Raw genomic sequence first — 10,837 nt, forward strand, 5'->3', positions numbered from 1 at the left:
GTTGCTCGTTATCTATGGAATGATCCTCATAGTGTCACCTACGGCATTTTTGCTTACAGTTAAATTACAGGAGGGGTTATGAGTGAATGGTTTTGGGCTGCTATTAAAGAGGGCGGGGCGATCTATGTAGTTCTTTCCGCTGCCCTTTTGTTGTTAAGTGTTTTTGGAGCAATTTTCGCTCTACCTGACTTATTTAAGAATCTACTATTTAGCAAAAATGAAGATGCTGCGAGCAAAGAGCAAGCTGCAGCAATAGTTGATCAGCTTGGGGGCGCGCTTAGTCATCTGAAGCAAATTCCTCAGGAAGCTTACGATATGCAAGCGAGGCCTATTGAAATGGCGTTGCTAAATGCAAAGCAGTTCTTAACAGCAGCTTATGCAGTTTTTCCTGCGGAAATAGGGCTTGGGCGCTCGATATCTATCCTGAGTGGAGTTTTAATTATCCCAGTTGCGGTATCTGTTGTTTTTACGGGCAATGATTTGGTTGCGGGGTATCGACAGGATCTAAAGCTTGTCCAGCAAGCGGCTGAAACCAAGGCTGTGAAGTTTGGTGAGTTGGAAGCCGAAATTAAGTATTTTCAAAACCAAATTTCCGCTTTTAAAGCACAGGAATACACCTTTAATAATTTACTTGAATCAGATGCCTTTAAGAGCCGATTTTCGGATGAAGAGCTCACGCGATTTCGTCAGGGCTTGAACATAGTTCCTTACAAAACACTGCGTGTTCCAGAAACAATTGTACCGTTCGGTTCACAGTCAAGTCCCGGAGATCTGTTTGACATTATTAGTCCATTGTCTCCTGATGATTTTTATAGGGCGCTTAGGGATGAGGAGAGAAGTGAGTGAGGAATTGAACTAAAGAGATAGTGCTATCCAAACATAGCCTTGTGCTCTCGTAAGGCGCTCTCTCTTCGTTTGTCCAGGTAATGAGCCAGATCCACGAGGTGGACGCCTCTGGCGCATTTTTGGCTGTCTTCGATCCGGACAATTGGAAGGTCAATCTCGCCGCTGTTGTGCTTGCGAAGGAATTTTTGCAGCGTCAGGTGCCCGAAGAAGTCTTTGCATACTTCCTGTACGGGTATGATTGTTTTTCCAGAATACTGAGCCAGCAAGAGAAACTGGGTGTTCATAGGATTGCCTTCCAGAGTTCGAATTTCAAATTCAGTTATGCTGCGCAGGGCTGCTTCAATGAGGGATGTCTACAGCTTTCTTCCATCGCATCTGCCCAGTCCATTGCTGCCATTTCGGGGCTCTTGGGTTTGATGGTGGAGGCGAGCGGCAAGGTTGGGCCTGATACGCATCTGCGAGAGAGTTGGTTGAGGGTGGTTGTCACCGCGGCTCGGCGGACCTCCTCCAGCTTGGTGGTTTCAACCATGCTGATCTGCCTGGGTCGCGGAATGAGTGCTCCAAGCGCTTTTGCAAGCTCACACAGGCCGCCTTGCGGTCTCTGGAGTGTGGTCTGGCCGCTGTCGCAGTCTGTTTCCACATAAGCGAGATTGGCAAGAATGACCTGAAGGCCGGAGGTCATCATCAGCGGGCGCAGCGGACGCGGTGTGAAGCGGGAGGCCAGCAGATTGAACTGCGCCTGAGAGATAAAAACATCTGTAAGATTGGGTAGGGCTGCCACGCGGCCCAAAACAACGCCCACTGAGCGCCAAGTCAGCCTTGATGAGGCTGGGTGTTGCAGATTGATGTAGCACTGCTCTGGCAATGGAATGAGGCATGTTGCGTCCGTCATTTCTAACCCCGTCCCATCTTGTTCAGTGTTTGCTGGCAGAGTTGCCAGCCGTCGCGATAAAAATCCTGCAGGTTGCGGATCTGTGCAACGATCGCCGGTCCATCTTCCGGTGTATCCTTCAAAACCAGTTTCAAGTCTTCACGCTTCAGTGCGATTTCTCCAAAGCTTGGGGCGATCTGGTCGAGCAGCTTGTGGCCTTGCTGCTCTGCAGCACTGGCTGTTGTTGCTTGACCTGGTTGAAGCGGCGCAACGGGATCTTGAGTAATCAGCCTCAGATGAGAGCTCATGCAGATATCTCCTGAACCACCGTGAAAAGGATGGCGCGGGTGCATGTGTTGGTGGCAGCACCCGCGCCAGTCACCTGCCACATGAGGGGTTCTGCAGGACAGGTGACTATCAGTTTGAAAATGAATGCTGTGATCCATATTAGAGGCGCTTCATTACACCCAAATCAGATCAATTAAGCACGCCAATTGATGCGTATTATAATCCATATGTCAATATCAAAATGGATTATAATACGCATTCATGGGTGTGAATCAGTATCTCGATCGTTCAGATGGAGCGGTGCGATATGGAAAATTGTGCACATGATGTGTGGACAAGCACTGCGCCCAAGGACGCATAACCAATAATCATTTAGCTGAGCGCAATCGTGCATGGGCTACCCGCCCAGACGGGAAGTTAGCCTTTCAGTGGAAGGGAATAGGTTAAGTGGGGCGCTCTTAAATGAAATCAATTCAGCCTGAATGCAGAAATCTCTCAAATTACTGATTATCAATTAAAATTCGCTGCTCTTCAATTTTTCGCCCTTTGACTTGTGTTCCCTGCAAATCGGTAGATAGCCTGTGCAATGAGAGATCCATTCATTGGATTAGTGGAATTAGCACTGGGGTTGTGAAGGCATTGGCTGGACTACAGGAAGACACCAAAAACAAGGACGCTAAGTTCGCTGAGAAAATCAGGACCTTGTCATCCATTGAGCTTGTGAAGGTAGCGATAGAAATTGAGCGCCTGAGGGAAAGATCAAAGGCCGACGGGCAGTCTTAAGGTGCTTACTTTTGGGAGAAGCCGTCAATCATGCGGAGAATGACCTTCTTGTCATCATCGCTTAACTGATTGAAATCCTTGATAAGCTGGGAGTGATCCGGCCCATCGGAGCCATAAAACAAATCACCGACATTGCTGCCCAGCTCATGCGAAATTGCGGAGAATACTTCGATAGTCGGCGTGAAGTTCTTCAGCATTTTATTGACGTAATCAGGACTTTTTCCAATGGCCAAGGAGAGGGCGCGTGCAGTTACGCCCTTCTTATCCATCTGATCTTTAAGGTTTTTACGCCAAGTTTCCATACGCGGATAATAATCCATGCATTTCGTTTCGTCTAGCGCACAATACTGCGTTGACTTGTTCGCAGTATACTCCATACTGACCTCGATTTCATTGGAGGTGATTTGGTATGCAGACGGAAAGATCCGAGATCAGCGAAGCGGACTTCAAACTTCCCACCAGAGCCGACATTATCAAGCTCATCGACATGGCTTGTAACGAGTTTGATATGACGCCTGCGCAGCTGGGTCAGCGCGCTGTCGGCAATCCTCATCTGCATTTGCGATTGCGCACCGGAGCCGATATCCGGCTTTCCTCACTCAGAGGCCTGGTGCTGTTCATCAAGTTTTGTCGTCAGGAGCGGGTTCATGAGATCGAGCTCTGATCCTTCCGGCAAAGCACCGGGCGAACCGGCAGGCGGTGAGGGCGCTTTGCATCTGTCGCCGGCCATGGTCTTGCTGCCGTTCAGCATCGCGCTCCAGTTTTTCCAAATTCCATTTCTTTGCCTGCATCAGCTCAGCTCCGCTGCTTTGGATCGGCAGTCTGCAAGACTGCCACGGCGCTGTCAGCGAAACACTTGAGGATAGTTTTGCATGTCCCGCTCACAAACCAGTCGCACCCTGCCGGAATCTGACTATTCCCGCCTGTTTGCCTACTCCAAAGCTCTGGTGAAGCTGAATGGCGGCGTGGAAGCTGCCAGCATGGTCACCCGCGTCGCACCGTGCCAGCTCTCCCGCTATGGCAACCAGCAGAGCCATGACGCCATGCCGGTGGACGTGATTGCCGATCTGGAACACGAGGCCGCAGATCCCGTGCTCACCCGCATCCTGGCACGCATGAGCGGCCACACGCTGGTCAAACTCCCACGGGAAGCGGCAGAGCCGGATTGGGTCGGCAACATGGGTCAGCTCTCAAAGGAATTCTCGGACGTTCTCTCCCGCGTCGCTGAATGCCTGAAGGATGATGGCAAAGTCACAGCCGATGAAGTGAAACGCCACCACCTGCGCAGAGAAATTGCCGAGCTGATCAGCGTGGCCGTCAAGCTGGACAAAACCTGCGAAGCCATTGAGAGGGAGCCGGCCAGATGATCCAGTCCCCCAAAATCCGGCGCAGAATTGTGCAGCACCACCTCAACAACATGAGCCACCGCGCCATCGCAGGTATTTATGGCTGTTCAGAGGGTGACGTGGAGAACGTGATCAAGACAGAGACAGCCGAACGGATCATCCTGTCTGGTGTGCCTGTGTCGGGCGGTGTGGCGCTCTATCCGGTGCAGAGCAGGGATGCTGACCTCACCCCGCAAATCCGTCTGTTTAAGGCGTTGCCGGAGGACGTCCGGACCTTTGCATCCGGTGTGGCAAAAACCTGCAAGGTGCCCGTGGGTCGTCTGTTCACCTCAAACAGCAAACGAAAGCAGGATGTCTTCTGCCGCGGCTGCTTCTATTACGGCCTCAGCTGCCAGTTCCACTGGAACTACGAGCGCATCGCACACGCTTCCGGCGTCAGCGTCCACGTCGTCTGCCGAGCCGTCAACCGCTACTGCACTCAGGTAGGCGCACCACGCCCAAGCGAACTGCTGAATGCACGGAGGGCTGTGGTGTGAATGCAGCTGATGCAGTGGCACCAAGAGCCTTATCCGGCTTCCGTATGTTTGCTTCTGAGAAGACGGCCCGCATAAACGCGTTTGCGTTTTCTGTGCTGGGTAGCTGGTTTGTAATGAGGCCAGAACACAAACCCCAAAAGCATCATCACACAGCCAGCAATCAGTTGCGGAACCGGATCACTGTTTTCATCGCTCAGCAGCATCAGAGCAGAGACAATCAGTTGCAGCGCTGCATTAACCCAAAAGGTGATGGACACACACACACAGCCACAAAGGCCCAGCAAGCCAATCACAGCAAATGTGTTTTGGGACTTGATATAGGGGCGAGGCTGATCGGCTTTGTCTTTCATGAAAAACAGGTCCGTTACATTGAAGTATCAATTGAATTCAGAAAAAGAGACATGCGCTCACTCACGAGAAAACGCATGTCCAGAGGAGTATTTGGAAGGGCGAATAGCGCGCAAAACGCACCATTACCGCAAGGGCAAGTTTGCAATAAAGCAGCCCTCAGAGTCTACACCTTGGCGGATGAAAAGAATTCATGCGCAATGCATGTATTGCGAATGGTGTTTGATCACTTCGGAGCAACTGTAGGAGCGTTTTGCAAGCAGTTCATACTGGACAGCAGACTGGTTGTATTTGACAACTGGTTTAGCCGCCTCAAGCAGATTTTCGTGGCTCAGGGACCAATGGTTCGTCCCGGTCTCCTAAAGGAGGCGGGCCGATGCTAGGGCGCACGAATGACATTGATCAACATATAGGTGGCAATACTGCCGATAATCAGACCATACAGAGTTACAGGTTCGGTCACCCAGCTATCAATGAAACCGAAATAGTCCAGGAGGCCAAGTGGAACGCCAAAGATTATGTAGAGGGTGACCAAGCCAAAATTTATCAGAATAACCAGGCTAAGCAGATTGATGATGTTGAGCTTCTTAGGCCAAAGCCAAGCACCAAGGCCGATCGCAGTCAAGCAGCCGACGATCATAGCCAACTGAAGTGCAGAGAGCGGGCCAGAGAGCTTCGGATAAAGTGCCCAGAGAACCCGTCCACCAATGATGAAGGAGATAACGGCGACGTACTTCTTTATAAGGGCAGTTTTGCTCAGAACTTGAGGCAGTTCGATGGTGGTTTGGTCGCTTTGGGGCACGCTGGTTTTAGCCATCAATTTGCTCAAAAAATCCTAGTGTTTTCAATGGCGCAACTGTCGCTCAGTTCGCTGATGCGTGTCCAGTCTGTCGCCAGTGAAAAGAATTCAGTGGTTGCTCTGCCTCACCCAGCTTATGGAAGCAGTGAGGAGAGTTATGGGCAGTTAATTGAGCGCCTAGGTTTGTATCTGCACTGTCTGGTTCTAGGGCGTACGAATGATACTGATTGCCATAATGGCAGAAATACTTGCCACAAAAAGGACGGGCAGGATCAAGGGCTCAACTATCCAATCACCGATTACGCCGTAAGAGATCAGCAAGGAAATAACACCCAGGAAGGCAAGAAAAAACAATTTCATACCGATGCTCAATACAAGAACTGTCACAATGATATCAAAGATGTCGAGCTTTATGTGCCAGAGCCAAATACCGATGCCGATCAGTGCAAATCCCCCGACAAGTGTCGCCAACTGAAACGTGGAGAGCGGTCCGGATGCCTGAATATAAATGCTCCAGAGTACGTTTCCGCCAATGCTGAAGGCAAGTATAGCTGCGTATTTTATGGCGAGACTGGCTTTACTCGGTGTCTGGTTTGGTTCTGTAGTGGCGTGTGTACTTTGGTTCCTGTCACTCTCAACCATCAATTTACTCAAAAATTCCTAGTGTTTTCAATGGCGCAACTTTCGCTCAGTTTGCTGATGTGTGTCCAGTCTGTCGCCAGTGAAAAGAATTCAGTGGTTGCTCTGCCTCTCCCAGCTTATGAAAGCGGTGAGGAGGGGTATGACGATCATGAAGATGTAAACCGCCAGAACCATTTGAGTGATGGTCAGCTGGTTGAGCGCCCCGGTTTGTATCTGTGCTGTGCGGTGCTAAGGCGCACGAATGATATTGACCAGCCAATAAGGAGCAATGCTGCCGATCGTCAGACCAAAGCAGGTATCAAACCCCATTTCCGATGCATCAATATGTCCGTCGTAAGCAAGGAAGGCGATTGCAGCGGCAAAGCCGAAGAAGAGGGCAACCACACCAACGTTTATCAGGACAATCCGACAGATCAGAATGATGATGTTGATCTTCCTGGGCCAGAGCCATACACCAAGACCGATTGCAATCAGACTGCCGACAACCATAGCCACCTGAAGTATGGGTCGCGTGTCATAGAGATGGCGGCTAACGAACCAGAGGCCCTGTCCTCCTGCGACGAACGCGATGTCAGCAGCATACTTCTTTGTAAGCTCAGCTTTACTCAGGGGCTGGCGTGGTTCGTCGGTAGCAGATCCCGTTTGCGTAGCGCTGGTAGTAACCATCAATTTACTCAAAAATTCCTAGTGATTTCAATGGCGCAACTTTCGCTCAGTTTGCTGATGCGTGTCCAGTCTGTCGCCAGTGAAAAGAATTCAGTGGTTGCTCTGCCTCACCCAGCTTATGAAAGCGGTGAGGAGGGTTATGGGTATCATGAGGATGTAGACCGCCAGAACCATTTGGGTGATGGTCAGCTGGTTGAGGGCCTCAATCTCGAAATCTGCCAGGCTAACGCGGATGAAGGCGATGGCGGCGAACATCTGCACTTGAAAGAACAGGGTGACCAGCAGGGCTTTGAGCGGGCTGAAAATGGGGTCTATCTTTGTAGCCAGCCAGTAAACGATAACTGCCCCAATAATCCAGAGAAACCCGGCCAGAAACCAGTCCCGCAGCGCGCTGCCCTGATAAATCAGATAGACGCCCAGGCTCCACAAGTTACCCGCAAAAACAAACCCAAACCCACGCAGTTGTCCTGGCAGATAGGAGCGGAAAGACCTTGGCGAGGCAGGGGGCAATGTGGTCATCTAGCTGTCTTCCAGCTCTTGATCTTCCACTTCTATAGCATGCACCAAACGTGCAGCTACGGCCTCAATGACCTGAGCGCCGCCCTTGCCAATTGCAGGGCCAATGTTCTCGCCAATAGCTGGTGCAGCATAGATAACGACAATACTGCAACCGAGAGCGAGACCTGCAAAGAAGAGCTTCCTTGGGCCTTGCTGAACTGCAAACACGAGCATCTCTTTTGCGACTGCAAGTTTCTCACTAGTGGCGTTCTCAATGCTCCCAAAATAAGGTACAGCGAATTTTTCGTCGATTGCATGTTCGATTGCTTTGAAGCACTCATCTTGATCAGCACTGTTAAGCCAGTTTTCAGTCAGTTGTTCGAGCCAAAAATCGATGCTACCTACTTCGTTGATGTCTTCATCTTTCAGCAATGTTTCTGTTGCGCGCGAAAAGCATCGCCCAATCCGATTTCCTTTACCCCAAAGGGGTATAGCCAAGCTTTCCAAGACAAATGTACTTTGCTCCCCATTGGCTTGGGTAAATGTAACTGGAGTACTGACTCGCATCACCTGACGGGACTGCAGCACCGTATCGTCGTCAGCATCTTGTTGTCTTGGGAGAACAGAAACCACACTATCTGCACGCATCCTTTGCATTGGGCTTTTCGTGCTGATGTCTTCTTTTTCTATCTCTGCAATAAGTTCCCGATACTGAGCGAGTTGATCTTCTCTTGTTGGATCCAAAAGTGTCTGTTCATCCAAAATCGCAGTCGTCAGCATCTCAGTTTCCAGAATGATGCCGCGAAGATCCGCATTTCGAAAACTAGTATCGTTAATCGACGCAAGGGTGAGATTTGCATTCTGAAGGTTAGCACCTTCCATATCAGCTCCGTTGAGCACGGCGCCAATGAGGTCTGCTTCCAAAAAAGTCGTATTATAACAAAAGCTCTCTTCCAAGTTCGTATGACTCAAATCTGCAAAACCAAAGTTGCTCCCAGGCAGCTTGGCTCCTTTCAGCTTTGCATGTTGCAGTTTGCTGTTAACAAAACTGGTTTCAGAGAGATCGGTGCCAGAAAGTATTGCTCTAGTAAGAGTGGCATTGTCGAACTTACAATCAGTAACAAAGGCAGTCCTGAAGTTGCTTTCAATACAGATAGCCTTTGTGAAATCGCAATCCTGCCAGTAAGAACCCGAAAAATCAGCTCTAGAAAGATCGGCCTCAATGAGCGAACAGAGCCCTTCTCCCCGGCTTCTCATGTCTGCGTTTATGAGCTCGGCTCCGTCAAATATGCATCCGGAAAGCTCGGCGTCTCGAAAAGAAGCATCGCGAAGTTTCGCTTTCGTGAAGTTTATTCTGAAAAGCTCATAGCCAGAAAAATCATATCCTTCGAAGTTCAGTTCTCTGAAGTCAGCATCAGGAAACCACGAGATAACGCCTTTATTTCTCTCATCACGGCATTTATCGACCCATGCATTCCAGCTTTCGGCACCTTTGTAAAATTCTTCAAGTATTTGCTCTTGAGTGGGCTGTTCGGACATCAGCAAGCGCCTTCAGGTCAGTATTCTTATTGCAGCTGCAACCTATCCGCGATTCCTAGCTCGTTGACAACAGGTACAAATCAGGTCATGATTCCGCTCAGCTGGTGGTTTGCCAGTGAGCGCGTCACACAAAGGCGTGCGGGGATTGGAACCCCTTCCTATTCTACAGGCGCACGCTATGCGCCGCGGCATGTCTATGCCAGCGGCGCTTTGCTTTTATGGCTAGGCGGGCAGGAGCGCTCACGCGCGCCGTTTTCCTGTAGGACGGTAGTTCCAATCCTGTTCGTCTGGCCGCCAGAGATTGGAACCTCCAGCGGTCGGATACAATCTGACTACAGGAGATGTGCCATGGTTGTGCTGGCAGATAACGCGACACGTGCGTGCCGTGAACTTCGGAATTCCCTTGAAAATATTGATCTAGCTGTGGCCCAGTTCGGCGCGCTTTTGCACGCCATGTCCGCGCTCGGCAACAACCTGCCTCCCCATCAGTGCGAGGCGGTGCAGTCCATTGTGACCCTGCAATCCCTTCTTCACGCCCACCACAAAGAGATTTTCACCCACACCCAATCCGCGTGGCACTCCACCCGCGTGCTTTTGCCAGTCAAAGGAGTTTCGGAATGCAGCATCTGATCAAAATTGAGAATGGTAAGCCTGTAACGGACACACTGGTGATTGCGGAGGTGTTTGGGCGGGAGCATCGCGATGTTTTGCGTAGCGTGCGAAGCCTGATTGATGACAACACAATAGGTCTGCGAGAATTTGCGCAGATCTCTTATGTCGATCAGCAGAACCGTCATCAGCCTATGTATCAGCTGTCTGAAGCAGCGGCATTGGTTGTTATGCCGTTCATTGGTGGCCGGAAAGCAAGAGAGGGCCAACGCAAGCTCGTTGATGCCTTTCTGGAGTATCGGGATCGACTGGCTTCCAGCAATTATGACAGGGCTCCGCAGGTCATCTCCATTGAAATGGAAATGGCCGTTGCAGAAGCGGCAGGACGGGCGCTCGCCATGTCTGACAGTTCCAAGCTGAAGATGATTGAAACCGTGGCCAACAACCACGGCTGCGCAACCAACATGCTGCCTGACTATGTGAACGAGAGAGCCTGTCTAGCGCTCACAACTCTGCTTAAGGAAATTGGAGAAACCCGCTCAGCCCGCGCCGTTAACAAGGTGCTGCTGGACCTCGGCATTTTGGAGGAGCGCACCCGCACCTCCACCAGTGGCAAGGAAAAGCGCTTCAAACTGCTGACAGAAAAGGGCCTGTCCTTCGGCAAAAACCAAGTCAGCCCCAACAACCCGCGCGAAACCCAACCTCTCTACTACATCTCCACCTTCAACGACCTGATGCAGCTGATCGAAGCTGCCGAGCGGGGAGCAGCAGCATGACCAAAGAAAACATCGCTCTGTTCACTGAGAGCGACAAACTTCTGATGGTTCAGGAAGCCCGACTGATCTTCGGAGAGGAGGCTGCCAAAGCCCTCTGGCTCAAACTCGATTTGCCACGCGTTGCCGGAATGACATCCCACCCATCTGCACAATCCAAAGGAGCGAAATGATGACTGCCAAAATCGTACCTGTAGAATTTCGCGGTGACACTCTTTGGGGTTTTGAGCAAGGAGATGGGGTCTTTATCGCTTTGAAGCCGATGGTTGAGGCTATTGGCTTGGATTGGTCTG

The 10,837-nt window shown here is 50.7% G+C and carries 18 protein-coding genes; 8 read left to right on the top strand and 10 right to left on the bottom strand.

Going from position 1 to position 10,837, the window contains the following annotated elements; all coding sequences use genetic code 11:
- The first annotated feature begins 78 nt into the window (after window positions 1–78).
- Window positions 79–846 (top strand): hypothetical protein, encoded by a 768-nt coding sequence (locus PsW74_RS20970; RefSeq protein ID WP_063288230.1) that lies wholly within the window; start codon window positions 79–81, stop codon window positions 844–846.
- A 23-nt stretch (window positions 847–869) separates the two neighbouring features.
- Here the strand turns inward: PsW74_RS20970 and PsW74_RS20975 are convergent, their stop codons facing one another.
- The 4 genes from PsW74_RS20975 to PsW74_RS20990 form a co-directional block, all read right to left on the bottom strand.
- Entirely contained in the window at window positions 870–1,130 is a 261-nt protein-coding gene (locus PsW74_RS20975; RefSeq protein WP_063288231.1) for a pyocin activator PrtN family protein, read from the bottom strand.
- A gap of 35 nt (window positions 1,131–1,165) precedes the next feature.
- Complete coding sequence (locus PsW74_RS20980) at window positions 1,166–1,738, bottom strand: hypothetical protein (protein WP_063288232.1); 573 nt, start codon at window positions 1,736–1,738, stop codon at window positions 1,166–1,168.
- Window positions 1,739–1,740: 2 nt separating this feature from the next.
- Complete coding sequence (locus tag PsW74_RS20985) at window positions 1,741–2,025, bottom strand: hypothetical protein (RefSeq protein ID WP_063288233.1); 285 nt, start codon at window positions 2,023–2,025, stop codon at window positions 1,741–1,743.
- A 768-nt stretch (window positions 2,026–2,793) separates the two neighbouring features.
- On the bottom strand, window positions 2,794–3,108 hold the full coding sequence (locus PsW74_RS20990; RefSeq protein WP_063303685.1) for a helix-turn-helix transcriptional regulator: 315 nt from the start codon (window positions 3,106–3,108) through the stop codon (window positions 2,794–2,796).
- 89 nt (window positions 3,109–3,197) lie between these two features.
- Here PsW74_RS20990 and PsW74_RS20995 point away from each other — a divergent pair, with 89 nt between their 5' ends.
- The 4 genes from PsW74_RS20995 to PsW74_RS21010 are packed head-to-tail and all read left to right on the top strand — an operon-like array spanning window position 3,198 to window position 4,670.
- Window positions 3,198–3,452 (top strand): hypothetical protein, encoded by a 255-nt coding sequence (locus PsW74_RS20995; RefSeq protein ID WP_063288235.1) that lies wholly within the window; start codon window positions 3,198–3,200, stop codon window positions 3,450–3,452.
- Complete coding sequence (locus PsW74_RS21000) at window positions 3,436–3,648, top strand: hypothetical protein (RefSeq protein ID WP_063288236.1); 213 nt, start codon at window positions 3,436–3,438, stop codon at window positions 3,646–3,648. The genes PsW74_RS20995 and PsW74_RS21000 overlap by 17 nt, the downstream gene beginning before the upstream one ends.
- 12 nt (window positions 3,649–3,660) lie before the next feature.
- Window positions 3,661–4,155: a phage regulatory CII family protein gene (locus PsW74_RS21005; protein WP_063288237.1), complete on the top strand. Its 495-nt coding sequence runs from the start codon at window positions 3,661–3,663 to the stop codon at window positions 4,153–4,155.
- Entirely contained in the window at window positions 4,152–4,670 is a 519-nt protein-coding gene (locus PsW74_RS21010) for a hypothetical protein (RefSeq protein WP_063288238.1), read from the top strand. Before PsW74_RS21005 ends, PsW74_RS21010 begins: the two co-directional genes overlap by 4 nt.
- Window positions 4,671–4,699: 29 nt before the next feature.
- Here the strand turns inward: PsW74_RS21010 and PsW74_RS21015 are convergent, their stop codons facing one another.
- The 6 genes from PsW74_RS21015 to PsW74_RS21045 all read right to left on the bottom strand — a co-directional run bounded on the left by PsW74_RS21015 (window position 4,700) and on the right by PsW74_RS21045 (window position 9,162).
- Window positions 4,700–5,020: a hypothetical protein gene (locus tag PsW74_RS21015; protein ID WP_063288239.1), complete on the bottom strand. Its 321-nt coding sequence runs from the start codon at window positions 5,018–5,020 to the stop codon at window positions 4,700–4,702.
- 377 nt (window positions 5,021–5,397) lie between these two features.
- On the bottom strand, window positions 5,398–5,835 hold the full coding sequence (locus tag PsW74_RS21025; protein ID WP_063288241.1) for a hypothetical protein: 438 nt from the start codon (window positions 5,833–5,835) through the stop codon (window positions 5,398–5,400).
- A 186-nt stretch (window positions 5,836–6,021) separates the two neighbouring features.
- Window positions 6,022–6,459 carry a hypothetical protein gene (locus PsW74_RS21030; protein WP_063288242.1) on the bottom strand — a complete coding sequence of 146 codons (438 nt, stop codon included), beginning with the start codon at window positions 6,457–6,459 and terminating at the stop codon, window positions 6,022–6,024.
- A gap of 228 nt (window positions 6,460–6,687) precedes the next feature.
- A complete protein-coding gene (locus PsW74_RS21035; RefSeq protein WP_063288243.1) occupies window positions 6,688–7,125 on the bottom strand; it encodes a hypothetical protein in 438 nt (145 codons plus the stop codon).
- 90 nt (window positions 7,126–7,215) lie between these two features.
- Window positions 7,216–7,644 carry a hypothetical protein gene (locus tag PsW74_RS21040; protein WP_063288244.1) on the bottom strand — a complete coding sequence of 143 codons (429 nt, stop codon included), beginning with the start codon at window positions 7,642–7,644 and terminating at the stop codon, window positions 7,216–7,218.
- Window positions 7,645–9,162, bottom strand: coding sequence for a pentapeptide repeat-containing protein (locus tag PsW74_RS21045; protein WP_063288245.1), 1,518 nt, complete (start codon window positions 9,160–9,162; stop codon window positions 7,645–7,647). It lies immediately after the preceding gene.
- 348 nt (window positions 9,163–9,510) lie between these two features.
- Here PsW74_RS21045 and PsW74_RS28950 point away from each other — a divergent pair, with 348 nt between their 5' ends.
- Genes PsW74_RS28950 through PsW74_RS28955 form a run of 3 tightly spaced genes read left to right on the top strand, consistent with a single transcriptional unit; the run spans window position 9,511 to window position 10,717 of the window.
- On the top strand, window positions 9,511–9,792 hold the full coding sequence (locus PsW74_RS28950) for a hypothetical protein (RefSeq protein WP_063288246.1): 282 nt from the start codon (window positions 9,511–9,513) through the stop codon (window positions 9,790–9,792).
- Window positions 9,780–10,547 (top strand): Rha family transcriptional regulator, encoded by a 768-nt coding sequence (locus PsW74_RS21055; protein WP_063288247.1) that lies wholly within the window; start codon window positions 9,780–9,782, stop codon window positions 10,545–10,547. Before PsW74_RS28950 ends, PsW74_RS21055 begins: the two co-directional genes overlap by 13 nt.
- Window positions 10,544–10,717, top strand: coding sequence for a hypothetical protein (locus PsW74_RS28955; RefSeq protein ID WP_193775945.1), 174 nt, complete (start codon window positions 10,544–10,546; stop codon window positions 10,715–10,717). The genes PsW74_RS21055 and PsW74_RS28955 overlap by 4 nt, the downstream gene beginning before the upstream one ends.
- The last annotated feature ends 120 nt before the right edge of the window (window positions 10,718–10,837 follow it).

It is taken from the genome of Pseudovibrio sp. W74 (assembly GCF_001623085.1).
In the GTDB taxonomy this organism is placed as follows: domain Bacteria; phylum Pseudomonadota; class Alphaproteobacteria; order Rhizobiales; family Stappiaceae; genus Pseudovibrio.

Bases quoted from the DNA above. Each gene is read 5' to 3' on its own strand.
- PsW74_RS20970 (WP_063288230.1), top strand. From the start codon at position 79: ATGAGTGAATGGTTTTGGGCTGCTATTAAAGAGGGCGGGGCGATCTAT.
- PsW74_RS20975 (WP_063288231.1), bottom strand. From the start codon at position 1,130: ATGAACACCCAGTTTCTCTTGCTGGCTCAGTATTCTGGAAAAACAATC.
- PsW74_RS20980 (WP_063288232.1), bottom strand. From the start codon at position 1,738: ATGACGGACGCAACATGCCTCATTCCATTGCCAGAGCAGTGCTACATC.
- PsW74_RS20985 (WP_063288233.1), bottom strand. From the start codon at position 2,025: ATGAGCTCTCATCTGAGGCTGATTACTCAAGATCCCGTTGCGCCGCTT.
- PsW74_RS20990 (WP_063303685.1), bottom strand. From the start codon at position 3,108: ATGGATTATTATCCGCGTATGGAAACTTGGCGTAAAAACCTTAAAGAT.
- PsW74_RS20995 (WP_063288235.1), top strand. From the start codon at position 3,198: ATGCAGACGGAAAGATCCGAGATCAGCGAAGCGGACTTCAAACTTCCC.
- PsW74_RS21000 (WP_063288236.1), top strand. From the start codon at position 3,436: ATGAGATCGAGCTCTGATCCTTCCGGCAAAGCACCGGGCGAACCGGCA.
- PsW74_RS21005 (WP_063288237.1), top strand. From the start codon at position 3,661: ATGTCCCGCTCACAAACCAGTCGCACCCTGCCGGAATCTGACTATTCC.
- PsW74_RS21010 (WP_063288238.1), top strand. From the start codon at position 4,152: ATGATCCAGTCCCCCAAAATCCGGCGCAGAATTGTGCAGCACCACCTC.
- PsW74_RS21015 (WP_063288239.1), bottom strand. From the start codon at position 5,020: ATGAAAGACAAAGCCGATCAGCCTCGCCCCTATATCAAGTCCCAAAAC.
- PsW74_RS21025 (WP_063288241.1), bottom strand. From the start codon at position 5,835: ATGGCTAAAACCAGCGTGCCCCAAAGCGACCAAACCACCATCGAACTG.
- PsW74_RS21030 (WP_063288242.1), bottom strand. From the start codon at position 6,459: ATGGTTGAGAGTGACAGGAACCAAAGTACACACGCCACTACAGAACCA.
- PsW74_RS21035 (WP_063288243.1), bottom strand. From the start codon at position 7,125: ATGGTTACTACCAGCGCTACGCAAACGGGATCTGCTACCGACGAACCA.
- PsW74_RS21040 (WP_063288244.1), bottom strand. From the start codon at position 7,644: ATGACCACATTGCCCCCTGCCTCGCCAAGGTCTTTCCGCTCCTATCTG.
- PsW74_RS21045 (WP_063288245.1), bottom strand. From the start codon at position 9,162: ATGTCCGAACAGCCCACTCAAGAGCAAATACTTGAAGAATTTTACAAA.
- PsW74_RS28950 (WP_063288246.1), top strand. From the start codon at position 9,511: ATGGTTGTGCTGGCAGATAACGCGACACGTGCGTGCCGTGAACTTCGG.
- PsW74_RS21055 (WP_063288247.1), top strand. From the start codon at position 9,780: ATGCAGCATCTGATCAAAATTGAGAATGGTAAGCCTGTAACGGACACA.
- PsW74_RS28955 (WP_193775945.1), top strand. From the start codon at position 10,544: ATGACCAAAGAAAACATCGCTCTGTTCACTGAGAGCGACAAACTTCTG.